At 63.5% G+C, this 26,230-nt stretch carries 24 protein-coding genes and 2 tRNA genes; 4 read left to right on the top strand and 22 right to left on the bottom strand.

What is annotated here, in order from left to right:
- From AB7F11_RS09490 to tolB, 7 genes are all read right to left on the bottom strand, one after another.
- A tRNA-Lys gene (locus AB7F11_RS09490) sits at positions 1 to 76 on the bottom strand.
- A gap of 41 nt (positions 77 to 117) precedes the next feature.
- Positions 118 to 193: transfer RNA gene (locus AB7F11_RS09485), tRNA-Lys, on the bottom strand.
- 75 nt (positions 194 to 268) lie between these two features.
- Positions 269 to 1,105 carry a tRNA threonylcarbamoyladenosine dehydratase gene (locus tag AB7F11_RS09480; protein WP_428299938.1) on the bottom strand — a complete coding sequence of 279 codons (837 nt, stop codon included), beginning with the start codon at positions 1,103 to 1,105 and terminating at the stop codon, positions 269 to 271.
- Positions 1,102 to 2,214: a YeeE/YedE family protein gene (locus AB7F11_RS09475; RefSeq protein WP_428290121.1), complete on the bottom strand. Its 1,113-nt coding sequence runs from the start codon at positions 2,212 to 2,214 to the stop codon at positions 1,102 to 1,104. Before AB7F11_RS09475 ends, AB7F11_RS09480 begins: the two co-directional genes overlap by 4 nt.
- A gap of 59 nt (positions 2,215 to 2,273) precedes the next feature.
- The gene (gene ybgF / locus AB7F11_RS09470; protein ID WP_428290122.1) at positions 2,274 to 3,056 is read right to left on the bottom strand and encodes a tol-pal system protein YbgF; all 783 of its coding nucleotides are present in this window, start codon (positions 3,054 to 3,056) and stop codon (positions 2,274 to 2,276) included.
- Between the two features lie 5 nt (positions 3,057 to 3,061).
- Complete coding sequence (gene pal, locus AB7F11_RS09465; protein ID WP_428290123.1) at positions 3,062 to 3,652, bottom strand: peptidoglycan-associated lipoprotein Pal; 591 nt, start codon at positions 3,650 to 3,652, stop codon at positions 3,062 to 3,064.
- A 75-nt stretch (positions 3,653 to 3,727) separates the two neighbouring features.
- The gene (gene tolB, locus AB7F11_RS09460) at positions 3,728 to 5,044 is read right to left on the bottom strand and encodes a Tol-Pal system beta propeller repeat protein TolB (protein ID WP_428290124.1); all 1,317 of its coding nucleotides are present in this window, start codon (positions 5,042 to 5,044) and stop codon (positions 3,728 to 3,730) included.
- Between the two features lie 255 nt (positions 5,045 to 5,299).
- Between tolB and msbA the strand changes: the two genes are divergently transcribed.
- Positions 5,300 to 7,054: a lipid A export permease/ATP-binding protein MsbA gene (gene msbA / locus AB7F11_RS09455; RefSeq protein ID WP_428290171.1), complete on the top strand. Its 1,755-nt coding sequence runs from the start codon at positions 5,300 to 5,302 to the stop codon at positions 7,052 to 7,054.
- Positions 7,055 to 7,068: 14 nt separating this feature from the next.
- Here the strand turns inward: msbA and AB7F11_RS09450 are convergent, their stop codons facing one another.
- Genes AB7F11_RS09450 through AB7F11_RS09410 form a run of 9 tightly spaced genes read right to left on the bottom strand, consistent with a single transcriptional unit; the run spans position 7,069 to position 14,615 of the window.
- Positions 7,069 to 8,640 carry an Rne/Rng family ribonuclease gene (locus AB7F11_RS09450; protein WP_428290125.1) on the bottom strand — a complete coding sequence of 524 codons (1,572 nt, stop codon included), beginning with the start codon at positions 8,638 to 8,640 and terminating at the stop codon, positions 7,069 to 7,071.
- A 33-nt stretch (positions 8,641 to 8,673) separates the two neighbouring features.
- Positions 8,674 to 9,291 (bottom strand): Maf family protein, encoded by a 618-nt coding sequence (locus AB7F11_RS09445; protein WP_428290126.1) that lies wholly within the window; start codon positions 9,289 to 9,291, stop codon positions 8,674 to 8,676.
- The gene (rlmH, locus tag AB7F11_RS09440; protein WP_428290127.1) at positions 9,288 to 9,755 is read right to left on the bottom strand and encodes a 23S rRNA (pseudouridine(1915)-N(3))-methyltransferase RlmH; all 468 of its coding nucleotides are present in this window, start codon (positions 9,753 to 9,755) and stop codon (positions 9,288 to 9,290) included. The genes AB7F11_RS09445 and rlmH overlap by 4 nt, the downstream gene beginning before the upstream one ends.
- Complete coding sequence (gene rsfS / locus AB7F11_RS09435) at positions 9,752 to 10,417, bottom strand: ribosome silencing factor (protein ID WP_428290128.1); 666 nt, start codon at positions 10,415 to 10,417, stop codon at positions 9,752 to 9,754. Before rsfS ends, rlmH begins: the two co-directional genes overlap by 4 nt.
- Entirely contained in the window at positions 10,414 to 11,046 is a 633-nt protein-coding gene (gene nadD / locus AB7F11_RS09430) for a nicotinate (nicotinamide) nucleotide adenylyltransferase (protein WP_428290129.1), read from the bottom strand. The genes rsfS and nadD overlap by 4 nt, the downstream gene beginning before the upstream one ends.
- Complete coding sequence (gene hemF, locus AB7F11_RS09425) at positions 11,046 to 11,963, bottom strand: oxygen-dependent coproporphyrinogen oxidase (protein ID WP_428290130.1); 918 nt, start codon at positions 11,961 to 11,963, stop codon at positions 11,046 to 11,048. The genes nadD and hemF overlap by 1 nt, the downstream gene beginning before the upstream one ends.
- 2 nt (positions 11,964 to 11,965) lie before the next feature.
- Entirely contained in the window at positions 11,966 to 12,550 is a 585-nt protein-coding gene (locus tag AB7F11_RS09420; protein WP_428290131.1) for a 1-acyl-sn-glycerol-3-phosphate acyltransferase, read from the bottom strand.
- A 53-nt stretch (positions 12,551 to 12,603) separates the two neighbouring features.
- Entirely contained in the window at positions 12,604 to 13,878 is a 1,275-nt protein-coding gene (purD, locus tag AB7F11_RS09415; protein WP_428290132.1) for a phosphoribosylamine--glycine ligase, read from the bottom strand.
- An 11-nt stretch (positions 13,879 to 13,889) separates the two neighbouring features.
- Positions 13,890 to 14,615 carry a YebC/PmpR family DNA-binding transcriptional regulator gene (locus tag AB7F11_RS09410; RefSeq protein WP_428290133.1) on the bottom strand — a complete coding sequence of 242 codons (726 nt, stop codon included), beginning with the start codon at positions 14,613 to 14,615 and terminating at the stop codon, positions 13,890 to 13,892.
- A gap of 102 nt (positions 14,616 to 14,717) precedes the next feature.
- On the opposite strand from AB7F11_RS09410, the gene AB7F11_RS09405 reads away from it, so the two are divergent.
- Positions 14,718 to 16,250, top strand: coding sequence for a helicase HerA-like C-terminal domain-containing protein (locus tag AB7F11_RS09405; protein ID WP_428299937.1), 1,533 nt, complete (start codon positions 14,718 to 14,720; stop codon positions 16,248 to 16,250).
- A gap of 14 nt (positions 16,251 to 16,264) precedes the next feature.
- Complete coding sequence (locus AB7F11_RS09400) at positions 16,265 to 16,750, top strand: DUF1499 domain-containing protein (protein ID WP_428290135.1); 486 nt, start codon at positions 16,265 to 16,267, stop codon at positions 16,748 to 16,750.
- A gap of 74 nt (positions 16,751 to 16,824) precedes the next feature.
- On the opposite strand, the gene clpA is transcribed toward AB7F11_RS09400, so the two are convergent.
- The 3 genes from clpA to icd form a co-directional block, all read right to left on the bottom strand.
- Complete coding sequence (gene clpA, locus AB7F11_RS09395) at positions 16,825 to 19,161, bottom strand: ATP-dependent Clp protease ATP-binding subunit ClpA (protein WP_428290136.1); 2,337 nt, start codon at positions 19,159 to 19,161, stop codon at positions 16,825 to 16,827.
- 89 nt (positions 19,162 to 19,250) lie between these two features.
- Positions 19,251 to 19,607 (bottom strand): ATP-dependent Clp protease adapter ClpS, encoded by a 357-nt coding sequence (gene clpS / locus AB7F11_RS09390; RefSeq protein ID WP_428290137.1) that lies wholly within the window; start codon positions 19,605 to 19,607, stop codon positions 19,251 to 19,253.
- A gap of 291 nt (positions 19,608 to 19,898) precedes the next feature.
- A complete protein-coding gene (gene icd, locus AB7F11_RS09385; RefSeq protein WP_428290138.1) occupies positions 19,899 to 21,152 on the bottom strand; it encodes an NADP-dependent isocitrate dehydrogenase in 1,254 nt (417 codons plus the stop codon).
- Between the two features lie 121 nt (positions 21,153 to 21,273).
- Between icd and AB7F11_RS09380 the strand changes: the two genes are divergently transcribed.
- Positions 21,274 to 21,726, top strand: coding sequence for a DUF192 domain-containing protein (locus AB7F11_RS09380; RefSeq protein WP_428290139.1), 453 nt, complete (start codon positions 21,274 to 21,276; stop codon positions 21,724 to 21,726).
- A 37-nt stretch (positions 21,727 to 21,763) separates the two neighbouring features.
- Here the strand turns inward: AB7F11_RS09380 and AB7F11_RS09375 are convergent, their stop codons facing one another.
- The 3 genes from AB7F11_RS09375 to xseA all read right to left on the bottom strand — a co-directional run bounded on the left by AB7F11_RS09375 (position 21,764) and on the right by xseA (position 26,167).
- Positions 21,764 to 24,001 (bottom strand): NADP-dependent isocitrate dehydrogenase, encoded by a 2,238-nt coding sequence (locus tag AB7F11_RS09375; RefSeq protein WP_428290140.1) that lies wholly within the window; start codon positions 23,999 to 24,001, stop codon positions 21,764 to 21,766.
- A 235-nt stretch (positions 24,002 to 24,236) separates the two neighbouring features.
- On the bottom strand, positions 24,237 to 24,818 hold the full coding sequence (locus AB7F11_RS09370) for a superoxide dismutase (RefSeq protein ID WP_428290141.1): 582 nt from the start codon (positions 24,816 to 24,818) through the stop codon (positions 24,237 to 24,239).
- A gap of 134 nt (positions 24,819 to 24,952) precedes the next feature.
- Positions 24,953 to 26,167 (bottom strand): exodeoxyribonuclease VII large subunit, encoded by a 1,215-nt coding sequence (gene xseA, locus AB7F11_RS09365; protein ID WP_428290172.1) that lies wholly within the window; start codon positions 26,165 to 26,167, stop codon positions 24,953 to 24,955.
- Positions 26,168 to 26,230 lie beyond the last annotated feature (63 nt).

Here is a 26,230-nt window from a genome sequence, read left to right as displayed (position 1 = left end):
TGGTAGGACGTGGCAGGCTCGAACTGCCGACCAACGGATTAAAAGTCCGCTGCTCTACCAACTGAGCTAACGTCCCATCAAAACAGGTTGCTGCCCGGCAGCAACCACTAAAAACGGTGGTGGGGCGTGAGTGACTCGAACACTCGACCTACGGATTAAGAGTCCGCTGCTCTACCAACTGAGCTAACGCCCCCGGGGGGATCTGCGTGAAAACGTCCTCGTTCGAGTCCGGCTCCGAGTCTTTTCGACTGCTGCGCGAAGCCTCAAATTATAGCGTCATTGTGGCGGGGCTTTGAAATGGCGTTGTCTTTTTTCCGGCGCCTGCGGCCAGCGTGTTCATCACCCAGCCGGCGGCGCACAAGCCGAAGGTGGCTGTCACGCTCACGGCAGAACCGTAGCCATGGCAATTGAGCGAGCTGTCGACCGAGTCGATGCCGCAGGACGCATCGGGAGGGGCCACGGCCTCGCGACTGAAGACGCAGGCCACGCCCATGCGGCCGTTGCGTGCGCCAGCGTGGTGTTTGCGCAGGCGGTATCGCAACTGCGCCAGCAGCGGGTCGTGGGTGGTCTCCACCAGGTCGGCCACTTCCACTTGTTGCGCCAGGCGCTTGCCACCCGCCGCACCCACCGTCACGAAGGGCACGCCTCTTGCGACAGCCCAGGCAGCCAGAGTGGACTTGGCGCGCACCTGGTCGCATGCATCGACCAGGGCCGAAGGCGCCGCGCCCGACATGCCCGGCACGGCTTCGAGCAGGCCGGGCCAGTTCTCGGGGGTGACGAAGTCGTCGATCACGTCCACCACGCAGGCCGGATGGAACAAGGCAATTCGCTCGCGCATCGCCTCGGCCTTGGCCTGGCCCAGGGTGGGTTCCAGTGCGTGGATCTGTCGGTTGAAGTTGGATTCGGAGACGTGGTCCAGATCAACGAGCGTGAGACGGCGCACGCCGCTGCGGGCCAGGGCCTCCACGGTCCAGGAGCCCACGCCGCCAATGCCGACCACGACCACATGCGCGTCGAAAATGCGCTGCGCACCGGTCACGCCATAGAGGCGGCGCAGCCCGCCGAAGCGGCGCTCGAAGAGTTCTTCGGCAGGCACGTTGTTCACTCGCGGTCCAGCAACCACATCTGGAACCGGAAGCCGGTCACCGCACCCGCCATGATGCCGGAGACGGCGATCACGCTCGTGATGCTCAGCGTGGACAGGCCCGAGAGGCCCTGGCCCACCGTGCAGCCCAACGCCGTGACGCCACCCACGCCCATGCAGGCGGCTCCAGCCAGGTGCAGCGCCGTGTCTTGCGTGGTGCGAAAGCCTTCCCAGCGGAAGCTGCCTTCGATGAGCGCGCAAGCCAGCGAACCAATCACAACGCCCACGACCGTGACGACACCGAACGTAAGCACCTTGGAGGTGTCACTGAAGAAAATGACCCAGTCCAGCGTGTAGGCCATGGGGGCGGTAAAGGTGAGCGATTCCATGCGGCCGGTGTTGGTGGCGAGGTAGACGGCCTCCAGCGTCTCGGGGTGCTCAGGCACAAAACCGAAGCTGCCGCTGACCCACCACATGGCAGCAATCACCAGGCCGATGCCCAACCCGGCCAGCAGGTTGTTGAAGGTGCGGAAACCGGAGCCGGTCAATGCCCAGACGACCAGCCCACCGCCCACGGTCAGCGCCACCAGCAGGCCTGTGATGGCTGGGTCGAGCCCAAGGCCGGTGGAGAACCAGGACGGAATGGCGCCGCCCGCCGGAATCTCGAAGGCCACCTGGTCTACCGTGTTGACGCGCAGCACGGCCATGACGCCGCGCAGCGTGGCAAAGGCCGCAAAGCCCATGACGAAAAACACCACCAGCGATTTGAGACTACCGGCACCGATCCGCACCAGTGTCTTGCTGCCGCAGCCCGAGGCCAGCACCATGCCGAAGCCAAACAGGCCACCGCCCACCAAGGCCGAGAGCCAGATGATTCGACCCGAGGTATAGATGGATTTGCCGGCGTCGATCCAGCCAAGCCAGGCCATGCCGTAGAAGCCGATCATGGCCACGCCCACCGCCATGCCCCACATGCGCATGCGGGTCCAGTCACCCATGTTGACGATGTCACTGACGGCCCCCATGGTGCAAAAATGGGTGCGCTGGGCGATGAAGCCAAAGGCCACGGCCACTGCGAAGGCGGCCCAGAGCACCTGGGTCTGCAACTTGAGAAGGTCGGCGATTTCCATGGCCGCCATTGTAGGTGGGGGCCATCGGCTGCATGCCCGCGAGGGCATGCGCACAGGCTTTATCGCAGGCGGGCCAGGCGGTCGCGCGCAGCGGCGGCGGCTTCGGAGTTCGGGTAGGCCTTGGCCAGGTCTTCGAGCGTCTTGCGTGCGCCGCGCGGGTCTTTCAGCTCGAACTGGCTGTTGGCCATGGCCAGCATGGCCTCAGGCGTACGCAGATGGTCCGGGTACTCGCGCACCAGCCGGCGGTGGCTCTCCACCGAGTCTTTGTAGCCCCGGCTGGCGTACTGGGCGTTGCCCAGCCAGTAAAGCGCAGATGGCGTGTAGCCACTGGAAGGATAGCGCTGCAGGAAGCTCGAATAGGCCGTCGAAGCAGGCCCGAAATCGGACTTGCGCAAGAGGTCCATGGCGGCTTCGAAGTCTCGCTTTTCGTTGGGGGAGGCATTGAAGGTCTGCCCATCGTGCTCGATGCGAAGCGGTTCAACGCGGCGCAGTCGCTCATCTACCCCGGCCTGCACGTCTTTTTGCAAGCGCTGGAGCTCGGACACCTCGCGCGCAAGCTGCTCGTTCTGTCCACGCAGACGTGCCAGCTCGGCGCGCAGCTGTTCAATCTGGTTGGACAACTCGATCAGGCTGCGCCGCGTGGCGGCCGAACCTTCCCGGGCCTCAGCGTTCGCAGCAGCAGCATCCGCCTGGTTCTTGTCGACCTTCTGGCGCAGGTCGATGATGGCCCTGCGCGCCTCGTCGTCACCGAAGATGGCGTGGGCCTGCAGGGGCCAGACGGCCGCCGCAGCGATGGCACACGAGCTCAACAGGCCAGATGCGAAGCGCAGACGGTTCACCATGTTGTTCAACGGTAAGTGAGCTCGACGCGGCGGTTCTTGGCAAAGGCGGCCTCATCCAGGCCTGTCTGGGCCGGCTTTTCCTCACCAAAGCTCACCGCTTCCATCTGCGCCTCGCTCACACCCAGCAGGGCGAGCGCTCGGCGCACGGCTTCTGCACGCTTTTGGCCCAGGGCCAGGTTGTATTCACGGCCACCACGCTCGTCGGTGTGACCTTCCAGGTTCACGCGGCGGGTGCGGTTGGCATTGAGGTAGCGTGCGTTGGCTTCCAGAGCGGCGGCAAACTCGGCTTTCACCTCGAAGCTGTCGTAGTCGAAGTACACCACGCGCGTGAGCGCGTTGGGTTGTGCGGCATCGGAGCCGGCCACCGATACGCCCGACACGCCTCGCTGATCCACAGCGCCGCCCTGGCCTCCGGCACCAGCACCCGCGCCTGTGGCGGTGCCTGCACGGTCTTCCACGGGCACGTTGTCAAGCTTCACGCCGGAGCTGCAGGCAGCCAGCACGGCGGCCAGGCCCAGGCCTGCGATCAGGCGAAGCCAGCGCTGAGCCAGTCGGTCACGGGGGGCAAGTTGAGTGGATGTGGCGGTATTGAACATGGCGTTTCCTCTGAATCGAATGGGGTGAAAAAAGGAGTGGCTTTACAGGATTCGGGCCGACGGGCGAGTGGCGACTCAGCGCAGGAACGGACCCCATTCCGGCTCGCGGATGTCGCCCTGCGAACCCGCCAGGCGGGTCTTGATGCGGCCATCTACGGTGGTGGTCATGAGCGCTTCCTGCCCGCGGTCGCGCGTGGCATAGATGATCATGCGGCTGTTGGCGGCGAAGCTCGGGCTTTCGTCGGCGTTGGACTCGCTCAACGCAGTAACGGTGCCGCTGCTGAGCTCCATCACGTGCAGGCGGAAACCACCGCCGATGCGCGAGATGAACGCCAGCCAGCGCCCGTCAGGGCTCGGCGCAGGCGAGATGTTGTAGTTGCCGTTGAACGTGAGGCGCTGCGCGCTGCCGCCTTGCGCGCTCATGCGGTAGATCTGCGGCGAGCCACCTCGGTCACTCACAAAGTAGATGTTGCTGCCGTCGGGGCTGAACACGGGTTCGGTGTCGATGCTGGCAGTCTGGCTCAGCCTGCGCGGCTCGCCGCCGGCAGCGTCCATGGCGTAGATCTGCGTGTTCCCCGACAGGGAAAGCGTGGCCACCACCGAGCGGCCATCGGGCGACCAGGAAGGGGCGCTGTTCGATCCCTTGAAGTTCGCCAGCAAGCGGCGCTTTCCAGAGGCCACGTCGTGTGCGTAGATGACCGGCTTGCGTGCCTCGAACGACACATAGGCCAGTTGCGCGCCGCCAGGCGCCCAGCTCGGCGAGATGATGGGCTCCGGGCTGGTGAGCGCAGCGCGGGCGTTTTCGCCATCGGCATCGGCGACCCAGAGGCTGTATCGGGGCCCGGCCTTGGTGACATAGGCGATGCGGGTGGAGAACACCCCCTTCACGCCGGTGATCTTCTCGAAGATGTGGTCTGCAATGCGGTGAGCGGCCAGGCGCAAGTCTTGTGCGCTCACGGGGTAGCTCAAGCCGCCAAGGTCCTGGCCCCGCACCACGTCCCACAGGCGGAAACGCACATCGAAACGACCGTCGGCAAGCTTGGTGACGCTGCCGGTCAGCAGCGAATCGGCACCGCGTTCGCGCCAGGGACCGAGATCGGGGCGCGAGGTTTCGTCGAGGCCGGCGCTCACCGGTTCAACAAACCGGAACTGGCCGCTGCGCTCCAGGTCGGCACGCACGATCGCCGCGATGTTCTCGCTGGCTGCATCGTTGCCGCGGAAGCCCACAGCAGAAATCGGGTACTGGGTCAGGCCAACGCCAGAGACTTCCACGCGAAACTGGGCGCGGGCCTCGGTCAGGGGCCAGGACAGCAGTGGCAGGGAGGAAACCAGGCCGAGCACGCGTCGTCTCGGAAGGGGGGCCAGTATTTCGGGTCGAGTCAAATCCAGCATCCTGTTGTGTGTCGCTTTTCCTGGGGGGTGTTGGCTCGGCCCGGGTTGCCGGGGCCAACCAACTGATAATAACGGAGGGTTCACCCCCTTCCGTGACAAGATGTGAGCGCGGCCAGGGTTCGCAAGGCCGTGGCTGCTTGATCCCGACAGACCTGCATGGTTCCGCCGGGCCGCGCAATTTCCCGAATCGACCTGCTCTTGAACGAATCCCACACCCAGCACAAGCCACTGGAAGGCACCCTGTCGCAGCGCCTCATGCGCCTGTGGCCCTATTTCCGTTCCGCCAAGACCGGCATCGTGCTGGCGGCGGTGAGCACCCTGATTGGTGCGCTCACCGAACCCATGATTCCAGCCCTGCTCAAGACCTTGCTCGATCGCGGCTTCACCGAGGGCAACATTCCCTTGTGGGCGGTGCCGGTGGCGCTCATGGGCCTGTTCGGCATTCGGGGCATGGCGGGCTTCGTGGCGCAGTACACGCTGTCATACACCGCCAGCCTGGGCTTGCTCAATCTGCGCCGGGCCATGTTTGTCAAACTCAACGACGCGCAAATGACGCTGTTCTCGCGCCAGAGCGCGAGCAAGCTCTCCAATACGCTGGTGTACGAGGTGCAGAACGGCTCGCAGATGCTGGTCTCGGCCATCCTCACCCTCACCAAGGACAGCCTCACGGTGCTGGCACTGCTGGGCTATCTGTTCTACCTGAACTGGGGCCTCACGCTGATTGTGCTCACCGTTTTCCCGGGCCTGATCTTCATCATGCGCGTGCTCTCGCGCCGGCTCTACCAGCTCACGCGCGACAACCAGCACGCGACCGACGAACTGGCCTATGTGGTGGAAGAAAACGCTCTCGCCCACCGCATGGTGCGCCTGCACGGCGCACAACAACGCCAGACCGAGCGGTTCGACGTGCTCAGCGTGGCGCTGCGGCGCCTGGCACTCAAGTCCACCGTGGCCATGGCCGCCATGACGCCCCTCACGCAATTGCTGGCCTCGGCTGCGCTCTCGGCCGTGATCGCCGTGGCGCTGTGGCAGAGCAATGCCAGCGGCGTGACGGTGGGCAACTTCGTGGCTTTCGTCACCGCCATGCTGATGCTGATCACCCCGATTCGGCACCTGGCCGAAATCACCGCGCCGGTCACGCGCGGCCTGGCAGCGCTGGAACGCGGGCTGGAGCTGATCGAGCACACGCCCGAGCAAAGGGGCGGCAGCCACCGCGCCGATCGCGCGCTCGGCCAGATCCAGCTGCGCTCGGTCTGGGTGCGCTACCCGGCCAAGGACGGTGCGGAACAGAGTGACGCCTCTGAACAGGGTCGCACCGCGCTGCGAGGCGTCTCGCTCGACATTGTCCCCGGCGAGGTGCTTGCTCTGGTAGGTCCGTCGGGCTCTGGGAAGACCACCTTGGTCAACCTGTTGCCTCGCTTCGTGGAGGTCGACGAAGGCGAAGTGCTGCTCGACGGTGTCGCCCTGCCCCTTTGGGATCTGGCAAATCTGCGCCGCCAGTTCGCCATGGTCAGTCAGGACGTGGTGATGCTCAACGACACGCTGGCGGCCAACGTGGCGCTGGGCGCCGCCGATGCCGAGATCGACCTCGAACGCGTGCATGCCGCGCTTGCCTCGGCCAACCTCAGCGAGCTCGTGGCACGCCTGCCTCAGGGCGTGCGCAGCACCGTGGGCCACAACGCCACCGAGCTCTCGGGCGGGCAGCGCCAGCGACTGGCCATCGCCCGCGCGATCTACAAGGACGCGCCGATCCTGATCCTGGACGAAGCCACCTCCGCGCTGGACAACGAATCCGAACGGCTGGTGCAGGAAGCTTTGGCCCGCCTCATGAAAGGCCGTACCACGCTGGTGATCGCGCACCGGCTCTCCACCATCGAACACGCCGACCGGGTGGTGGTGCTGGCCGAGGGCCGCATCACCGAACAGGGCACGCACGCACAGCTTCTCGCCGCCGATGGGCTGTATGCGCGGCTGCATTCGCAGGGACTGAGCAGCAGCAACAGCGGCTGAACGCCGATGCAGGGTCAGAGCAGAACGATGTCGTATTGCTCCTGCGTCATCGAATTCTCGCTCTGCAGCGAGATCGGCTTGCCGATGAAATCCGACAGGCCAGCCAGGTGGGCGCGCTCTTCATCCAGGAACAGCTCGATCACCTTGGGCGAGGCCACCACGCGAAATTCACGCGGATTGAAGGCTCGCGCCTCGCGCAGGATCTCGCGCAGAATGTCGTAGCACACGCTGCGTGCCGTCTTCACCACGCCTCGCCCTGAGCAGGCTGCGCACGATTCGCTGAGCATGTGGGCCAGCGACTCACGCGTGCGCTTGCGCGTCATCTCCACCAGTCCGAGTTGAGAAAAACCGCCCGTCATGGTCTTCACTCGGTCGCGCGCGAGCTGTTTTCGAAACTCGGAGAGCACCGATTCGCGGTGGTCCTCGCGCACCATGTCGATGAAGTCCACGATGACAATGCCGCCCAGGTTGCGCAGGCGCAATTGCCGCGCAATGGCCTGCGCGGCTTCGAGGTTGGTGCGGTAGACCGTGTCGTCGAAATTGCGCGCACCCACGAAGCCACCGGTGTTCACGTCCACCGTGGTGAGCGCTTCGGTCTGGTCGATCACCAGGTAGCCACCAGACTTGAGGTCCACGCGGCGGCTGAGCGCACGAGCGATGTCTTCGTCGATGTTGAACAGGTCGAAGATGGGGCGCTCGCCGCTGTAATGCTGCAGCTTGGCCACCGTGTCGGGCATGAATTCACCGGCAAACGCGGCGAGCAAGCCATGCTGCTCGCGCGAATCTATGCGAATGGTTTGTGTCTGTGCGCCCACCAGGTCGCGCAGCACACGTTGCATCAAGTTGAGGTCTTCGTGCAGCAGGGTGGCCGATGGTTGCCGCGTGGACGCTTCCTTGATGCGGAGCCAGGTTTTGCGCAGGTAGGCGGTGTCCTCCACCAGCTCTTCGTCGGTGGCGTCTTCAGCGTTGGTGCGCAGGATGAAGCCGCCCGCCGGACTGCCATCGGCAGTGGCGGTAAGCCGCACCAGGCGCTGGCGCAGGGCCTCACGCTGCGCGGGCGGAATTTTCTGCGACACGCCGATGTGGTTGTCCTGCGGGAGAAACACCAGCAGGCGCCCCGCGATGCTGATCTGCGCCGTCAGGCGTGCGCCCTTGGTGCCAATGGGGTCCTTGAGCACCTGCACCATCAGGGCCTGGCCCTCGAAGATCTGTCGCTCGATGGGCAGCACCGGGTTGGGCGTGAGCACCTTGGGAGCGCTGTTGACAACCGCAGCAGGCACAGCGGGCGCGATCGCCTCGGCCTCGGATGGGCCAGCCTGCGGCGCTCGCTCTCGCGGCGCGGCGTGTTTGGCGGCGATGTTGGGCATGAGGTCGGCCACGTGCAGAAAGGCTGCGCGGTCCAGCCCGATGTCGATGAAGGCGGACTGCATGCCTGGCAGGACACGCGAAACCTTGCCAAGGTATATGTTGCCGACCAGGCCGCGCTCCAGCGTGCGTTCCAGGTGCACCTCCTGAACCGCGCCCTGCTCCACCACGGCCACGCGCGTCTCCTGCGGCGACCAATTGATCAGAATGTCCTGGCTCATGAAGGCCGTCTCCGTGGCATTGTTGTGGTGGTTTCAGCCCAGCCGCACGCCGGCGGCTTCGAGCACCTGTGCGGTCTCGTGTGCGGGTAAGCCCATGATGCCCGAATAACTGCCGCTGATGTGGCTGACCCAGAGACCAGCCTTGCCCTGAATGGCATAGGCCCCGGCCTTGCCCATGGGCTCACCGCTGTCGACATACCGCCGGATGCGTGCAGGATTCAACGGCTCGAACGTGACCCAGGATGTGGACAAGGCCGACCAGGTGCGGCCGTTGCGCCCGCCGGGGCGGCCCACCGCCACCGCGGTGAGCACGCGGTGACGGCGTCCTGCCAGGTCGGTGAGCATGCGTCGCGCCTCGGCGGCATCGGCCGGTTTGCCCAGAATGCGCCGGCCCAGCGCCACGGTGGTATCGGCACACAGGACCGGTGCGCTGGGCAGCCCACGCCGCTTCAAGCGAGCGAGAGAAGCCTGCAACTTGAGCGTGGTGACCCGTTGAACGTAGGTCGCTGGCGCCTCGCCCGCCAACACGGCCTCCAGCGATTCCGCGTCCTCGCAGGCGTCGGGCAGCAGCAGCTCGCAGCGCACGCCCCATTGCTCCAGCAACTGTTTTCGGCGTGGGCTCTGCGAAGCAAGGTAGATGAAGTCGCTCATTCGCGGTGATAAGGATGGTTGGCGTTGACTGACCAGGCGCGGTAGAGCTGCTCGATCAGCAGCACACGAACCATCGCATGAGGCAAGGTCAGGTCTGAAAGGCGAATGCGCTGCTGGGCGGCGGCACGAAAAGCGGGGTCGAGGCCATCGGGTCCACCGATCACCAACGCCACGTCATCACCCTCCAGCTGCCATTGCTGCAACTGTTGAGCCAGTGCCTTGGTGGTGAGCGTGGTGCCGCGTTCGTCAAGGGCGATCACGCGGCTGCCTCTGGGAATGGCGGCTTCAATGCGCTCACGCTCTGCGGTCAGCAGCGTTTCCAGAGTTTTGGAGCCGCGCGGCTCGGTCTTGACGGCTTTGAGGTCCACCCGAAGCTCAGGCGGAAAGCGCTTGGCGTAATCGTCGTAGGCGGTCTGGGCCCAGTCGGGCACCCTGTGCCCGACCGCGACGATCAGCAGCTTCATGCCTTCTTCTTGGCGGCCGGTTTGCTGGTGGTGCGCGCAGCGGATTTCGTCGCCGCTTTTCTGGCCACGGGTTTTCCAACCACCACCACTTTTTTAGGCGAAGCGGCCTTGCCCGGTGCGGATTGAGGCGAAGCCTTGCGTGTGGGCGACTTCTTGGCCACCACCGGCGCTGGGGCCGGGGCCGCCCTGGATGCGGCCTTGCGCACCACATGCCTGGCGGACACGGGCGCAGCTTCAGGCGCCTTGGCGGTCTTTTTCTTCGTTGCAGCCTTCACCGGGGCAGCGGGCTTCTCTGCGCCGTGCTTCAGGCGCACCGGCTTGGCACCCCAGATTTCCTCGAGGCGGTAGTACTGGCGAATCACCGGCTGCATCACGTGCGCTACCGCCGCTCCGCAATCCACAATGATCCATTCGCCGTTGTCTTCGCCCTCGATGCGCGGCTTGTCGAAGCCGGCCTCTCGAACCGCGTCGCGCACGCTCGCCGCCAGGGCCTTGGTCTGCCGGTTGGACGTGCCACTGGCGACGATGACCCGCTCGAACAGGGGTGAGAGGTGCTCGGTGTTGAAAACCACGATGTCCTGACCCTTCACGTCCTCCAGCCCGTCGACGATGGCGCGCTGGAGTTTCTGGATGTCTTTTTTGGCTGTGGTTTCGCTGGTCATGTAGGGGGCTGGTAGAGGTGGTGTTGTGAAATATAGCGTGCGACGGGCTCCGGCACCAGAACGTCGAGCGCCCCAGTGGACGGCGCCGATTGGCTCACACGGGCCCGCACGTCGGTGGCGCTGATGTTTTTCAGCGGCATGCGCAGCGGTTCGAAAGGAATGCCCACGTCCGACAGATCGGCCTCTGTGGTCTGGTCAAGCGGGGCGTGAGCACCAATGTGGGTGGCCCGGTTGGCCACGGCCAGCCGGGCCAGCTGCAGCACCTCCTGCCAGCGCACCCAGGTCTTGAAAGCCAGCAACTGATCCGCACCCAGCACCAGGAAGAGTTCGGCACCCGGATGTTCGCGCCGGAGCTCGCTCAGGGTATCGGCGGTGTAGCTCGGGCCTTGGCGATGAATCTCCCGCTCGTCGATCACGACGTGCGGGAGGTCGCCGAATGCCAGCTGGCACATGGCCACGCGATCCCGCGCGCAAGAGAGCGTGCGCGATTTGTGCCAGGCCTGTCCGGTAGGCAGGATGTGCAACACGTCCAGTTGAAGCTGCTCAAGCGCCGTCTCGGCCAGCGCACGGTGCGCACGATGGGGCGGATCAAAGGCACCACCGAACATGCCCACGCGCCGGGTCGCCATCAGGTCCAGTCCTTGCGCACCAGGAACTCTTTGTAAAGGCGGTCTTCCGGCGTGCCCTTCTTCGTCTTGCGGTTGTAGGCCCAACTGACCAGCGGTGGCATGGACAACAGAATGGATTCGCTGCGCCCACCCGACTGGAGTCCGAAGTGGGTGCCGCGATCCCAGACCAGATTGAACTCGACATAACGGCCGCGCCGGTAGAGCTGGAAACTGCGCTCGCGCTCGCCATAGGGCGTGTTCTTGCGGCGGTCCACGAGGGGAAGGTACGCGTCCAGGAATGCATCGCCCACAGAGCTCATCATGGCGAAGCTGCCATCGAACCCGAGTTCGGAGAAGTCGTCGAAGAACACCCCTCCAATGCCGCGCTGTTCATCGCGGTGCTTGAGGTAGAAGTACTCGTCGCACCATTTCTTGAAGCGGGGATACTTGTCGACACCAAAGGGATCGAGGGCCTGCTTGGCCGAGCGGTGGAAATGCACGGCATCTTCCTCGAAGCCGTAGTAGGGCGTGAGATCCATGCCTCCACCGAACCAGCACACCGGTTCTCCTCCGGCGGGGGTGGCCGCCAGCATGCGCACGTTCATGTGGACCGTGGGCACGTAGGGGTTGCGGGGGTGAAACACGAGCGAGACACCCATGGCCTCGAATGGCGCACCACTCAGTTCCGGCCGGTGCTGCGTGGCCGACGGTGGCAGGCGGGGCCCGCTCACATGGGAAAAGCCACAGCCCGCGCGCTCGAACACGGCGCCATCTTCGAGGATCTGCGTGATGCCGTTGCCTTGCAGCGTTTCACCGCGTGGCTTGGTCCAACGGTCCACCACAAAGCGGCCACCGTCGACCAGGGCCACCGTGGACGTGATGCGATCCTGCAAATCGACGAGGTACTCTCGGACCAAGGACTGGGGAGTCTGTTGCATGCTCACACCGTATCCGCAGAAAAAGTCTTGGTCAAAGGTTGCACCGGGCTGGCGCATTCGGGCCGCAGGCCGCCCACGCCTTCATAGGCGGCCGCGATTCGGGCGTAGTCGGCGTCGATGTCACCACTCATGCGAAGAAAGTCCATGACCTTGACCTGTTTGCGACTGTAATCCAGGTGAACCAGTGCCACGGGCACATCGGCACCCAGGGCCACACGGTAGAAACCGCTGCGCCAGCCCGGCACGCGCCGGCGCGTGCCTTCGGGAGACAATGCCAGCCACAGCACGCGCCCTTCGCGACGGTGCTGGACCATGAGGTTCACCATATTGCCGACCATGCCTTGCGGCGATTCGCGCTGCAGCGCGATGCCACCGAGCCAGCTCAGCCAGCGCCCGAGCAGCGGCACACGGAACAGGGAATCCTTGCTCCAGAAGCAGGCGGGCACACCAATGGACCATTTGGCCAGGATCATCACCACGAAGTCCCAGTTGCTGGTGTGCGGAAAGACGATGGCCACACCTTGCAGCGAAGGAAAGCCTTCGTACCGCAGCTTCCAACCGATGCTGGCCAGGAGCCAGCGAGCCAAGGCAGACCCCTTGAAGCGCACTTCATGTGGGCCGGGATAGTCGGACAAAGGGTTCAAAGTGCGCGATACCCGATGTCGCGGCGGTACTGCATGCCGTCGAATTCGATGGCCGCCACCGTGTCGTACGCGCACTCACGCGCCTGAGCCACCGAAGCTGCCAGGGCGGTGACGCACAGCACCCGCCCGCCTGAAACCCGGACCTGCTCGCCCACGCGTGTGGTCCCCGCGTGGAACACCATGCAGTCGGGCGCGTCGGCTGGCAAGCCGGTGATGGAATCACCCTTGCGCGGATTCAGCGGGTAGCCGGCAGCGGCGAGCACCACGCCCAGCGCGACGCGAGGGTCCCAATCGAGTCTGACGCGGTCCAGTTCGGCGCGCGTGGCACTCAACAACACCTGCGCCAGGTTGCTGCGCAGACGCATCAGGATGGGCTGGGTTTCCGGATCGCCCATGCGGCAGTTGAACTCCAGCGTCTTGACCCGCCCGTCGGGCGTGATCATCAGGCCGGCGTAGAGGAAGCCGGTGTATGGAATGCCGTCGGCCGCCATGCCGCGCAGCGTGGGCAGGATAACCTCGTTCATGGCCCGTTCATGCACGGCGGGTGTGACCACTGGTGCGGGCGAATACGCGCCCATGCCTCCGGTGTTGGGCCCCTGGTCGGCATCGAGCAATCGCTTGTGGTCCTGGCTGGTGGCCAGGGCCAGGGCGTGCTCGCCATCGCACAGCACGATAAAGCTGGCTTCCTCGCCATCGAGAAACTCCTCGATCACCACCCGTGCGCCGCCTTCGTTGTGCGCCACACCCAGGGTGTTGTCCACCAGCATGAAGTCGATGGCTTCATGCGCCTCGGCTGGCGACATCGCCACCACCACCCCTTTGCCCGCGGCCAGGCCATCGGCCTTGATGACGATAGGGGCGCCCTCGGCGTCCACGTAGGCATGGGCCGCGGCCGGGTCGTTGAAGGTCTGGTACCTGGCGGTCGGAATGCCGTGGCGCTCCATGAAGGCTTTGGAGAATGCCTTGGAGCTTTCCAGTTGCGCGGCCGCCCTCGTGGGGCCGAAGATGGCCAGCCCGTGGGCGCGAAATTCGTCCACCACGCCCGCAGCCAGCGGGGCCTCGGGGCCAACCACGGTAAGACCGACACCGTTGGCCTGCGCCCATTCACGCAGCGCCACCTTGTCGGTGAGCGCCAGGTTGGCCAGGTCGGGGTCTCTGGCGGTGCCGGCATTGCCAGGTGCCACGAAAACCTGGCTCACGCCTTCGGACTGCTTGAGCTTCCAGGCCAGCGCATGTTCGCGGCCACCACCGCCAATCACGAGAACTTTCATCAGCGGTTGCCTTATTCGGAAATTTCTGCGTTGTGGAAGACTTCCTGCACATCGTCCAGGTCTTCCAGCACGTCCAGCAGCTTTTGCATGCGCGCAGCGTCGTCGCCGGTGAGCGGAATGGAGTTTTCAGCGCGCATGGTGACCTCGGCCACCTCGGGCTTGAGGCCGGCGGTCTCCAGCGCGTTCTTCACGGCTTCGAACTCAAGTGGCGGCGTCAGCACTTCGATGGCACCGTCGTCGTCGCTGATCACATCGTCGGCGCCAGCCTCCAGGGCGACTTCCATCACCTGGTCCTCCGACGTGCCGGGCGCGAAGACCAGCTGGCCACAGTGCCTGAACTGAAAAGACACCGAGCCATCGGTGCCGAGATTGCCGCCGTACTTGCTGAAGGCATGGCGCACTTCGGCCACCGTGCGAACGCGGTTGTCGGTCATGGTGTCGACGATCACGGCGGCACCGCCAATGCCATAGCCTTCGTATCGAATTTCTTCCAGCGCCTGGCCTTCCAGGTTGCCCGAAGCCTTGTCCACGTTGTACTTGATGCGGTCCGCGGGCATGTTGGCGGCCTTGGCCTTGTCGATCGCCAGCCGCAGGCGAGGGTTCATGGCCGGGTCACCGCCACCCTGGCGCGCGGCCACGGTGATTTCACGGATGACGCGTGTCCAGATCTTGCCCCGCTTCTCGTCCTGGCGGCCCTTGCGGTGCTGAATATTTGCCCATTTGCTGTGTCCGGCCACGAAATTGTCCTTCAGCCTGTTCTGGCTTTGATCTAATAAGACTGCGATTTTACGTTTTCACCCGCCCCGCCCCGAACAACGCCCCGCTAGGAAGACAAGACCATGGCCGAACCGCTGCAGATCGCCCAGAACGCAAACACCACCTGTCAGCTTTTGCCAGGGTTGGCCAACCGCCACGGCCTGATCACCGGCGCCACCGGCACGGGCAAGACGGTGACATTGCAGACCCTGGCCGAACAGTTCTCGAACATCGGGGTGCCGGTGTTCATGGCCGACGTGAAAGGCGATCTCTCGGGCATCAGCCAGAGAGGCAGCTTCGGCGAAAAACTCACCAAGGTGCTGCAGGATCGCGGCATCACCCTGCCCGCCCCCCAGGCCTGCCCCACCACGCTGTGGGACGTGTTTGGCGAGCTGGGTCACCCGGTGCGCGCCACCATCAGCGACATGGGTCCGCTGCTGCTCGCGCGCATGCTGAATCTGAACGACACGCAGGCCGGCGTGCTCAATCTCGTGTTCAAGATTGCCGACGACAACGGCCTGCTGCTGCTGGACATGAAAGACCTGCGGGCCATGCTGCAACACATCGGTGACAACGCCAGGCAGTTCACCACCGAGTACGGCAACATCAGCGCGGCCAGCATCGGCGCCATCCAGCGCGGGCTGATGCAGGTGGAGCAGCAAGGGGGCGACCAGTTCTTTGGCGAGCCCATGCTCGACATCAGCGATTTCATGCAGACCGTGGATGGCAAAGGGGTCATCAACATCCTCGCGGCCGACAAACTCATGAATGCGCCGCGCCTGTATGCCACCTTTCTGTTGTGGATGCTCTCCGAGCTGTTCGAAACGCTGCCTGAAATCGGCGACCCCGAAAAACCCAAGCTCGTCTTTTTCTTCGACGAAGCCCACCTGCTTTTCAACGAAGCGCCCAAAGTGCTGATCGAGCGCATCGAACTGGTGGTGCGCCTTGTCCGGTCCAAAGGTGTCGGTGTCTATTTCGTGACGCAGAACCCGCTGGACATACCCGACAGCGTGCTGGGCCAGCTCGGTAACCGCGTGCAGCATGCGCTGCGGGCCTTCACCCCGCGCGACCAGAAAGCCGTGAAATCCACCGCGCAGACCATGCGCCCCAAGTCGGGGCTGGACATCGAGGCCGCGATCACCGAACTCGCGGTGGGCGAAGCGCTGGTGAGCCTGCTCGATGCCAAGGGCCGGCCCTGCGAAACCGAGCGCGTGTTCGTGATTCCTCCGGGAAGCCAGCTTGGCCCCATCACCGACGATCAACGTCGGCAACTGCGCCAGGATTCGCTGGTGGCTGGTGTGTACGAGAAGGTGGTGGACCGAGAAAGCGCCTATGAGATGTTCCGCAACCATGCCGGTGCCCGCGGAGCCGAAGCAGACCCGGAAGAGGCGAAGTCGGCACCCAAGGCTCCTCGCATTCCTGGCGCCGCCAAGGAAGCACCTGCGGAGAAAAGCGCCATCAACGAAGTCCTCTTTGGCCGCACCGGCCCGCGCGGTGGCCAATACGACGGCCTGGTCCAGACCATGGCCAAAACAGCCGCTCGCACGGTCGCCAGCGGGCTGGGGCGCCAGATTCTGCGCGGCGTGCTCGGCGGCTTGCTGGGTGGCAAACGCTGAGCGAATCGACCACCATGCGCATGGCGTTCTACATCGCCCTGGCTGCCGTCGTATTGGCGCTGCTGGCCGCACAGGTCGGTTTGCTCGGGGGCCAGCAGCCAGCAGACCTTGGCGTGAAGGATGGACGGCTCAAACCGCCCTCCGGCACCCGCAATAGCGTGAGCAGCCAAAGCCCGCTCTACCCCGAGCATCCGCAGCGCAGCTACGCCACCATCGACCCGCTTCCCTTCAAGCCAGGGGGCGCTGCCGCCTCGATGCGCGCGCTGGACGGCGTGCTGCGGTCCATGCCCGGCATCACGGTGGTGAACCAGCGCGCAGACTACCTGTACGCGCAGGCGCAGACGCGCTGGCTCAAATTCGTGGATGACGTCGAGTTCTGGGTCAATCCAGCCACGGGTGTGATCGAGTTGCGAAGCTCAAGCCGGCTGGGGCGTGAGGATTTTGGCGTGAATCGCCAACGCATCGAGGCCATTCGAAAGGCGTACCTTGCCACCCCCTGAAGCGCAGAATAGTGACTCCAGCAAGCAAAAGGCCCGGTGAAAACCGGGCCTTTTGCTTGCCAGGGAAACAGGCCTTAGCCAGCCGTGGCTTCCTCGGGCTTGGCCTTGCCTTCCTTTTTTGGCAGAGGCTGGATGTCCAGCTGGACTTCGTGGGTTTCCTTGCCGGCTTCGTCAAGCTTGGCCTCGATGTCCACCGACAGGCGTCCGCCTTCGGTCAGGCGACCGAACAACAGTTCGTCTGCCAGCGCGCGGCGGATCGTGTCCTGGATCAGGCGTTGCATCGGACGGGCACCCATCAAGGGATCGAAGCCCTTCTTCGCGAGGTGCTTGCGCAGCGCATCGGTGAAGGTGACCTCCACCTTCTTCTCGGCCAGTTGCGTTTCCAGCTGGAGCAGGAACTTGTCGACCACGCGCATGATGATGTTCTCATCGAGCGCCTTGAAGCTCACCGTAGCGTCCAGACGGTTGCGGAACTCGGGCGTGAACAGACGCTTGATGTCGGCCATCTCGTCGCCCGCTTCACGCGGGTTGGTGAAACCGATGGTCGCCTTGTTCATGGTCTCGGCGCCCGCGTTCGTCGTCATGATGATGATGACGTTGCGGAAGTCCGCCTTGCGACCATTGTTGTCCGTCAACGTTCCATGGTCCATCACCTGCAGCAGCACGTTGAAGATGTCCGGATGCGCCTTTTCGATCTCGTCGAGCAGGAGCACGCAGTGCGGCTTCTTGGTGACCGCCTCGGTCAGCAGACCGCCCTGATCGAAGCCTACGTAGCCGGGAGGCGCGCCGATGAGACGGCTCACCGCGTGACGCTCCATGTACTCCGACATGTCGAAGCGAATCAGGTCGATGCCCATGATGTAGGCGAGTTGCTTGGCGGCCTCGGTCTTGCCCACGCCCGTGGGTCCGCTGAACAGGAAGGCGCCGATCGGCTTGTCGCTCTTGCCCAGGCCTGAACGCGCCATCTTGACGGACGCAGCGAGAATCTCCAGCGCCTTGTCCTGGCCGAACACCACACTCTTCAAATCGCGTTCCAGCGTCTGGAGCTTGCTGCGGTCGTCGTTGGACACGTTCGCTGGCGGAATGCGCGCGATCTTGGCCACGATTTCTTCAACCTCGGTCTTGCTGATGGTTTTCTTGCGCTTGGACGCCGGCAGGATGCGCTGGGCAGCGCCTGCTTCGTCGATCACGTCGATGGCCTTGTCTGGCAGGTGCCGATCGTTGATGTACTTGGCGCTCAGCTCTGCAGCAGCCTGCAATGCAGCCAGGGCGTACTTGACGTTGTGGTGCTCTTCAAAACGCGACTTCAGCCCCTTGAGGATGTCCACGGTCTGCTCCACCGTGGGCTCGACCACGTCGACCTTCTGGAAACGACGAGACAGGGCGGCGTCCTTCTCGAAGATGCCGCGATACTCGGTGAACGTGGTCGCGCCGATGCACTTGAGCTGCCCGCTGGAGAGTGCCGGCTTGAGCAGGTTGGACGCGTCGAGTGTGCCGCCCGAGGCTGCGCCGGCCCCGATCAGGGTATGGATCTCGTCAATGAACAGGATGGCGTTGGGTTTGTCCTTGAGCGACTTGAGAACGCCCTTCAGGCGCTGTTCGAAGTCGCCGCGGTACTTGGTACCCGCCAGCAGCGCGCCCATGTCAAGGGAATACACGGCGGACTCGGCCAGAATTTCGGGCACGTCCCCCTGGGTGATGCGCCAGGCCAGGCCTTCGGCGATCGCCGTCTTGCCCACGCCCGCCTCGCCCACCAGCAGCGGGTTGTTCTTGCGGCGGCGGCACAGGATCTGAATCACGCGCTCGACCTCGTACTCGCGGCCGATCAGCGGGTCAATCTTGCCGTCCTTGGCGAGCTGGTTGAGGTTCTGGGTGAACTGCTCCAGGGGCGACGCCTTCTCGTTGCCCTTGGCTTCGCCAGCCTCTTCATTCTCCGCTGCGCTTTCGCCCGACTTGGTGGGCTCGGGCGGGTCGCTCTTGCGAATACCGTGAGCAATGAAGTTCACCACGTCCAGCCGCGTCACGCCCTGCTGGTGGAGGTAGTACACGGCATGCGAATCCTTTTCGCCAAAGATGGCCACCAGAACGTTGGCACCGGTGACTTCCTTTTTGCCGTTGCCGGTGGACTGCACGTGCATGATGGCGCGCTGGATCACGCGCTGGAAACCCAGCGTCGGCTGGGTGTCCACCTCGTCGGTACCGGCCACCTGGGGCGTGTTGTCCTTGATGAAATTCGTCAAGGACTTGCGCAGGTCGTCGATGTTGGCCGAACATGCGCGCAGCACCTCCGCGGCACTCGGGTTGTCGAGCAGTGCGAGCAGCAGGTGCTCGACGGTGATGAATTCGTGCCGCTGCTGCCGGGCCTCCACGAAGGCCATATGCAAGCTGACTTCAAGTTCCTGGGCAATCATGGGCACGTCCTTTGGGATAGGGATGATGTGATGAGCAATCGGCTGGGTACAAGTATGGGGTACAGGGTCAAGATGGGGCGGTTTCGGGCTTATTCAACCGGTTCGCTCATGCATTGCAAGGGGTGCCCGGCCGCACGCGCGGCCTGGAGAACCTGATCCACCTTGGTGCTGGCCACATCGCGGGAGTACACGCCGCAGATGCCTTTGCCTTCCAGATGGATCTTGAGCATGATCTGGGTGGCGGTTTCTCGGTCCTTGCTGAAGTATTCCTGAATGACATGAACCACAAACTCCATGGGCGTGAAATCGTCGTTGAGCAGCACCACCTGGAACATCCCGGGGGGCTTGGTGCGCTGGGCACGACGTTCAAGCACCACCGAGTCGTCATTGCCCACGGCTGGCGGCGTGACGGGATTGGGGGGTTTCTTCGGGTTCTGGGTGGCCATGAAAATGATTCTAGCGGCGCGCATCGGTCCGCATCGACCTGCGGGAATAGGAACGCACGCATCGAGCACGAAAGGGCTTGACCCGGATCCCATGGAACAGTGGCTGTGGCGCAGTAGTCCATGCCTCATTGTGAATCCAAAGTCGCCGGGAAAACCGTGAAGTAAGACGCCATTCAGGCGCTTGTTCCCGTCCACTTGGCGGTACCGGCGGTACCGCTGCCACACGGGTCGGGCCAACAGGGTGGCCCCGAACGGTGAACCCGCCGGTGCCTGCCCAGTAAGCCGGTTGGACTACATGTTTTCGATCATGACCTCGCCAAACCCGGAACAGCTCACCTGGGTGGCGCCGTCCATCAAGCGGGCGAAATCGTAGGTGACCTTTTTGCTCAGAATGGCCTTTTCCAGCGAACTGATGATCAGATCGGCGGCTTCCTTCCAGCCCATGTGGCGAAGCATCATTTCCGCCGAAAGGATTTCCGAGCCGGGGTTGACGTAGTTCTTGCCCGCGTATTTGGGCGCGGTACCGTGGGTGGCTTCAAAACAGGCCACGCTGTCGGACAGATTGGCGCCGGGGGCGATGCCAATGCCCCCCACCTGGGCCGCCAGGGCATCGGAAATGTAGTCGCCGTTGAGATTGAGTGTGGCCACCACGGAATATTCGGCCGGGCGCAGCAGGATCTGTTGCAGGAATGCATCCGCGATGCTGTCCTTGATGAGGATATCCCGTCCCGTTCGAGGGCTTTTGAATCGGCACCACGGGCCTCCATCAATGGGCTGGGCGCCGAACTCCTTCTGTGCCAGCGCGTAGGCCCAATCCCGGAAACCACCCTCGGTGTATTTCATGATGTTGCCCTTGTGAACGATAGTGACGTTGGACTTGTCGTTGTCGATCGCGTACTGAATGGCCTTGCGCATCAGGCGTTCGGTGCCCTCGCGCGATACCGGCTTGACGCCAATGCCTGAGGTGTTCGGGAAGCGGATCTTGGTGACACCCATCTCCTCTGTCAGGAACTTGATCAATTTCCTGGCCTGGTCGGACTCGGCCTCGTATTCGATGCCAGCGTAGATGTCCTCGGAGTTCTCGCGAAAGATCACCATGTTGGTCTTTTCGGGCTCTTTCAGCGGCGAGGGCACGCCTTTGAAGTACTGCACCGGCCGCAAACAGACGTAAAGGTCCAGTTCCTGGCGCAAGGCCACGTTGAGCGAACGAATGCCACCGCCCACCGGCGTGGTCAGAGGCCCCTTGATGGACACCACGAATTCGCGAAGCGCGGCCAGGGTTTCCTCGGGCAGCCACTCGTCCGGCCCATAGACGCGGGTCGACTTTTCGCCCGCGTACACCTCCATCCAGTGGATCTTGCGCCGCCCGCCATACGCCCGGGCAACGGCGGCATCGACCACCTTCAGCATCACCGGCGTGATGTCCACCCCCGTCCCGTCGCCTTCGATGAACGGCACGATGGGCTCATCGGGCACGTTCAGGGACATGTCAACGTTGACGGTGATCTTCTGGCCCTGGGTGGGGACCTGGATGTGCTGGTACATGGGTCGGGAGGTTCCGTGGGAGTGAGCGGATCGGACGAAGGGGAAATTCTAGTCTTCACGTCAGGAGACGCGAGGCGATGGAGGAGAATGCAATCCAGTAGCGAACCTCCGACACGCCCTCATGAAACGCCTGCTCATCCAACTGTTCTTCCTGTTCGTCGTGCTCACCGGAACGGCCTGGTCACAACAGGAATCGCCGCAGATGCAATTGCCCAAGGTCAGCCTGACGGCTGGCATGTTCGTGATCCATGCGCAGGTGGTGGCCACGCCGGAACAACGCGCCATTGGTCTCATGTTTCGAAAAGAGATGCCGGCCAACGAGGGCATGTTGTTCGTGTTTGAACAACCGGCGGGGCAGTGCTTCTGGATGAAGAACACCTTTCTTCCACTGACCGCCGCCTTCGTCGCCGACGATGGCACCATCGTCAACCTGGCCGACATGCAGCCGCAAAGCCTGGACTCGCACTGCTCGATCCGGCCCGTGCGCTATGTCCTGGAAATGCACCAGGGCTGGTTTGCCAAGCGAGGCCTCAAAGCCGGTTCGAAACTGGCGGGCGGGCCATTTGCCCGCTAGCTAGCCAGGCCGAGGTCTCCCTCGGCCTGCGGTGGTCTCAGGCCTTCACCAAGGCCAGCGCCGCATTGAACGTCTTGCTCGGGCGCATGATGGTTTCGAGCTTGTCGAAATCGGGCTTGTAGTAGCCGCCAATGTCCACAGCCTTGCCCTGCACTGCCGCCAGCTCGGCCACGATGATCTTCTCGTTGTCGGCGAGCTGTTTTGCCAGCGGCGCGAACTTCGCCGCCAGTGCCGCATCCTCGGCCTGGGCTGCCAGTTCCTGGGCCCAGTACAGCGCCAGATAGAACTGGCTGCCGCGGTTGTCGAGCTGACCCGTCTTGGGTGACGGATTCTTGTTGTTGTCCAGCAGCTTGCCTGTGGCCGAGTCCAGCGTGCGCGCCAGGATCTTCGCCTGCGCGTTGCCCGTCTTCAGGCCCAGGTCTTCCAGCGACACGGCCAGTGCCAGGAATTCACCCAGCGAATCCCAGCGCAGGTGATTCTCTTCGACCAGTTGCTGCACATGTTTGGGTGCTGAGCCACCAGCACCGGTTTCGTACATGCCTCCGCCGGCCATCAGGGGCACGATGGACAGCATCTTGGCGCTGGTGCCGAGTTCCATGATCGGGAACAGGTCGGTGAGGTAGTCGCGCAGGATGTTGCCTGTCGCGCTGATGGTGTCAAGACCTCGAATCACGCGCTCCAGCGTGTAGCGCATGGCGCGCACCTGGCTCATGATCTGGATGTCCAGGCCTGCCGTGTTGTGTTCGTGCAGGTACATCTTGACCTTGGTGATCAGCTGCGCCTCGTGCGGACGGTACTGATCAAGCCAGAAAACGACGGGCATGCCGGAGTTGCGTGCGCGGTTCACGGCGAGTTTGACCCAGTCGCGGATGGCAGCGTCCTTGACCTGGCACATGCGCCAGATGTCGCCCTGTTCCACGCTCTGGCTCATCAACACCTCGCCGGTGGCCAGATCGGTGATGTTGGCCACTCCGTCCTCTGGGATCTCGAAGGTCTTGTCGTGCGAGCCATATTCCTCGGCCTGCTGCGCCATCAGACCTACGTTGGGCACCGTGCCCATGGTCTTGGGATCGAAGGCGCCGTGCCACTTGCAGAAGTTGATCATCTCCTGGTAGATGCGGGCAAAGGTCGATTCGGGCATCACGGCCTTCACGTCCTTCAAACGGCCGTCGGCACCCCACATCTTGCCGCTGTTGCGGATCATGGCGGGCATCGAGGCGTCAACGATGACGTCGTTAGGTGAATGGAAATTGGTAATGCCCTTGGCGGAATCGACCATCGCCAGTTCGGGGCGGCCTTCATGGCAGGCGTGCAGGTCGCGCTTGATTTCGTCTTGCTTGCTCTGCGGCAGCGTGGCGATCTTGTTGTAGAGATCGACCATGCCGTTGTTGACGTTGACGCCGAGTTCATCGAACAGCTTTCCGTGCTTCTCAAAGGCCTGCTTGTAGAAGATCTTGACGCAGTGCCCGAACACGATGGGATGGGACACCTTCATCATGGTCGCCTTGACATGCAGCGAGAACATCACACCGGTCTTGTGTGCGTCTTCGATCTCCTTTTCGTAGAAAGCCAGCAGCGCCTTCTTGCTCATGAACATGGAGTCGACGATCTCGCGGTCGAGCAGCGAAACCTTTGGCTTGAGCACGATGGTCTTGCCACTGGTGGTGATCAGTTCCATCTTGACGTCGCGCGCCTTGTCCAGCGTCATGGACTTCTCACCGTGGTAGAAATCCCCGGCGTGCATGTGCGATACGTGTGAACGCGAAGCCTGACTCCACTCGCCCATGCTGTGCGGATTCTTTCGCGCGTATTCTTTCACCGCCTTGGGGGCGCGGCGATCGGAGTTGCCTTCACGCAGCACCGGGTTCACCGCGCTACCTGTGCACTTGGAATAGCGCGCGCGGATGTCCTTCTCCTCGTCCGTCTTCGGGTTTTCCGGATAGTCCGGAATCTTGTAACCCTTGGCCTGCAGTTCCTTGATGCAGGCCATCAGCTGAGATACCGAGGCGCTGATGTTGGGCAGCTTGATGATGTTGGCTTCAGGCTTGAGCGTGAGCTTGCCCAGTTCAGCCAGATGGTCGGGCACGCGCTGCGCTTCGGTCAGGCATTCCGGGAACGCCGCCAATACGCGAGCGGCCACGGAGATGTCACTGGTGGCCACGTTGACGCCGGCGGGCGCCGCGAACGCGCGGATCACGGGCAGGAAAGCACTGGTTGCCAGCAGGGGTGCTTCGTCCGTGAGGGTGTAGATGATGGTGGGTTGCTGGCTGCTCATTGCGTATCTCCAGTGATTGTTGGGGTAAGCCATCGGCCGGGCCGGATGGTCGTCCATGCGCGGGCACGGAACCATCCGTGATTTTGCTTTCAGTGGTCTGACCCAAATGCTCGATTTGTAACGTCATTCTCACAATGCAGAATGGCGGCCTGAAAATCTTCACTTTTTTTCGAGTGCGATCAACAAAAAGGGCTCGAAGGTTGCCCTTCGAGCCCTTTCCTTCGTCGGCCCTGGCTCAGCCGAAGTTGGCTTCGGCGAAAGACCAGTTCACCAGCTTGTCCAGATAAGTCTCCACGAACTTCGGGCGCAGGTTGCGGTAGTCGATGTAGTAGGCATGCTCCCACACGTCCACCGTCAGGAGTGCTTTGTCGCCCGTGGTCAGCGGGGTGCCGGCAGCACCCATGTTGACGATGTCCACCGAGCCGTCGGCCTTTTTCACCAGCCACGTCCAGCCCGAACCGAAGTTGCCCACGGCCGACTTGACAAAAGCTTCCTTGAAAGCAGCGTAGCTTCCCCATTTGGCCTTGATGGCCTCGGCCAGCTTGCCGGAAGGCTCGCCACCGCCATTGGGCTTCATGCAGTTCCAGAAAAAGGTGTGGTTCCAGATCTGGGCGGCGTTGTTGTAGATGCCGCCGCTGGACTTCTTCACGATGGATTCGAGGTCCATGCTTTCGAACTCGGTGCCCTTTTGCAGGTTGTTGAGGTTCACCACGTAGGCGTTGTGATGCTTGCCATGGTGAAACTCCAGCGTCTCACGGCTGTAGTGCGGGGCCAGAGCGTCAAGGGCGTAGGGCAATGCGGGCAAGGTGTGTTCCATGGGGGGTCCTCTTGTGTTGGAGTTGTAAAACGTGCCTGGCTGCCGCGCAAAGAAGCAGCAGGACAACAGCGAAGCATTGTAGGCAAGGCCGCTAACGGCAAGACGAGCATGGTTTCTCTCCGTGCGCCTACCCTTCAAGGGTCCACGTGCAGACCGATCTCGCCATCCGCCAGGGTAGCGCGCAACGCCTGTCCTGGCTCGACCTGGACTGCGCGGGTGATCGCTTCACCCGCCTCGTTGGTGAGGAAGGCATAGCCTCTGTGCAGCACAAGGCGCGGGTCCAGCATGCCCAGCGCCACCTCACAGCGTTGAAGACGGATCTGCTGGCGTTCCAGGGCTCGCTGGCGCGCCACGGGCAGTGCGATGGACAGACCCTGGAGGCGGTTGCGCTGCATCTGGGCAGCGAGCAAAACACCACTTTGCAGGCGGTGCTGCAAACGGGCGATCTGCTGCTGGCTGTCGTGCAGACGGGTGGAAGGGCGGCCCAGCCGCTGCCCCAGCCGGTCCAACCGCTGGCCCTGCTGGTCAACGATGCTCAATGCGGTCGAGCTCAGTCGTTCGTGCAGGTAGTCCAGTTCGCCAAGGCGCTGCTCGCGGGGGGGCGCACAGAGCTCAGCTGCGGCGGTGGGCGTAGGCGCGCGCAGATCGGCCACAAAATCGGCCAGGGTGAAATCGGTTTCGTGGCCCACGCCGCAAACCAAAGGCATCGGCGCCTGCGCCATGGTGCGCACCAGATGGGGATCGTTGAAGGACCAGAGGTCCTCCAGCGACCCGCCCCCGCGCACGAGCAGCAGCACATCGCATTCCGAACGCGCATAGGCCATGCGAAGCGCCGCACACAGTTCGCCCGCCGCCTGCTGGCCCTGCACGGCTGCGGGGTAGATCACCACAGGTATGTGCGGCGCGCGCCGCCTGAGGGCGGTCACCACATCGCGCAATGCGGCGGCGCCCAGCGAGGTCACCACCCCGATGCAACGCGGCTGGGCAGGCAGCGGCCGCTTGCGCGAAGCATCGAAGAGACCCTCGGCCTCCAGTTGCGCCTTGAGCTGGAGGAACTGTTCGAACAGCGTTCCCTGCCCGCCAGGCTTGAGGCTCTCCACGATGAGTTGCAGGTCGCCGCGGGGCCCATAGACATCGAGCTTTCCACGTGCCTCCACCAATTGCCCATCGCGCGGGGCGAAGTCAAGCTGGTCGGCAGCTCGCCGGAACATGGCGCAACGTATCTGTCCGCCGTCGTCTTTGAGCGAGAAATAGCAATGTCCGCTGGCCGCGCGCGAAAAGCCGGAAAGCTCACCCCGAACCGCAACCGGATTGAATCGCGCGGAAAGGGTGTCCGCCACGGCTCGCATCAGCGGACCAACCGCCCACACACGCCGCGCCGCAGGCGAGTCTTCGTTGAAAAATGATTCAGC

The organism is Hydrogenophaga sp., from assembly GCF_050250835.1.
Taxonomy (GTDB): domain Bacteria; phylum Pseudomonadota; class Gammaproteobacteria; order Burkholderiales; family Burkholderiaceae_C; genus Hydrogenophaga.
Note: the sequence above shows the minus strand (reverse complement) of the source record. Positions and strands in the feature narration are given on the sequence as shown.

Bases quoted from the DNA above. Each gene is read 5' to 3' on its own strand.
- AB7F11_RS09405 (WP_428299937.1), top strand. From the start codon at position 14,718: ATGGCCGAACCGCTGCAGATCGCCCAGAACGCAAACACCACCTGTCAG.
- tolB (WP_428290124.1), bottom strand. From the start codon at position 5,044: ATGCTGGATTTGACTCGACCCGAAATACTGGCCCCCCTTCCGAGACGA.
- msbA (WP_428290171.1), top strand. From the start codon at position 5,300: ATGCGCCTGTGGCCCTATTTCCGTTCCGCCAAGACCGGCATCGTGCTG.
- purD (WP_428290132.1), bottom strand. From the start codon at position 13,878: ATGAAAGTTCTCGTGATTGGCGGTGGTGGCCGCGAACATGCGCTGGCC.
- ybgF (WP_428290122.1), bottom strand. From the start codon at position 3,056: ATGGTGAACCGTCTGCGCTTCGCATCTGGCCTGTTGAGCTCGTGTGCC.
- clpS (WP_428290137.1), bottom strand. From the start codon at position 19,607: ATGGCCACCCAGAACCCGAAGAAACCCCCCAATCCCGTCACGCCGCCA.
- AB7F11_RS09400 (WP_428290135.1), top strand. From the start codon at position 16,265: ATGCGCATGGCGTTCTACATCGCCCTGGCTGCCGTCGTATTGGCGCTG.
- hemF (WP_428290130.1), bottom strand. From the start codon at position 11,963: ATGCAACAGACTCCCCAGTCCTTGGTCCGAGAGTACCTCGTCGATTTG.
- AB7F11_RS09380 (WP_428290139.1), top strand. From the start codon at position 21,274: ATGAAACGCCTGCTCATCCAACTGTTCTTCCTGTTCGTCGTGCTCACC.
- AB7F11_RS09450 (WP_428290125.1), bottom strand. From the start codon at position 8,640: ATGAGCCAGGACATTCTGATCAATTGGTCGCCGCAGGAGACGCGCGTG.
- AB7F11_RS09445 (WP_428290126.1), bottom strand. From the start codon at position 9,291: ATGAGCGACTTCATCTACCTTGCTTCGCAGAGCCCACGCCGAAAACAG.
- clpA (WP_428290136.1), bottom strand. From the start codon at position 19,161: ATGATTGCCCAGGAACTTGAAGTCAGCTTGCATATGGCCTTCGTGGAG.
- AB7F11_RS09375 (WP_428290140.1), bottom strand. From the start codon at position 24,001: ATGAGCAGCCAGCAACCCACCATCATCTACACCCTCACGGACGAAGCA.
- rsfS (WP_428290128.1), bottom strand. From the start codon at position 10,417: ATGACCAGCGAAACCACAGCCAAAAAAGACATCCAGAAACTCCAGCGC.
- pal (WP_428290123.1), bottom strand. From the start codon at position 3,652: ATGTTCAATACCGCCACATCCACTCAACTTGCCCCCCGTGACCGACTG.
- AB7F11_RS09475 (WP_428290121.1), bottom strand. From the start codon at position 2,214: ATGGAAATCGCCGACCTTCTCAAGTTGCAGACCCAGGTGCTCTGGGCC.
- rlmH (WP_428290127.1), bottom strand. From the start codon at position 9,755: ATGAAGCTGCTGATCGTCGCGGTCGGGCACAGGGTGCCCGACTGGGCC.
- xseA (WP_428290172.1), bottom strand. From the start codon at position 26,167: ATGCGAGCCGTGGCGGACACCCTTTCCGCGCGATTCAATCCGGTTGCG.
- AB7F11_RS09370 (WP_428290141.1), bottom strand. From the start codon at position 24,818: ATGGAACACACCTTGCCCGCATTGCCCTACGCCCTTGACGCTCTGGCC.
- nadD (WP_428290129.1), bottom strand. From the start codon at position 11,046: ATGGCGACCCGGCGCGTGGGCATGTTCGGTGGTGCCTTTGATCCGCCC.
- icd (WP_428290138.1), bottom strand. From the start codon at position 21,152: ATGTACCAGCACATCCAGGTCCCCACCCAGGGCCAGAAGATCACCGTC.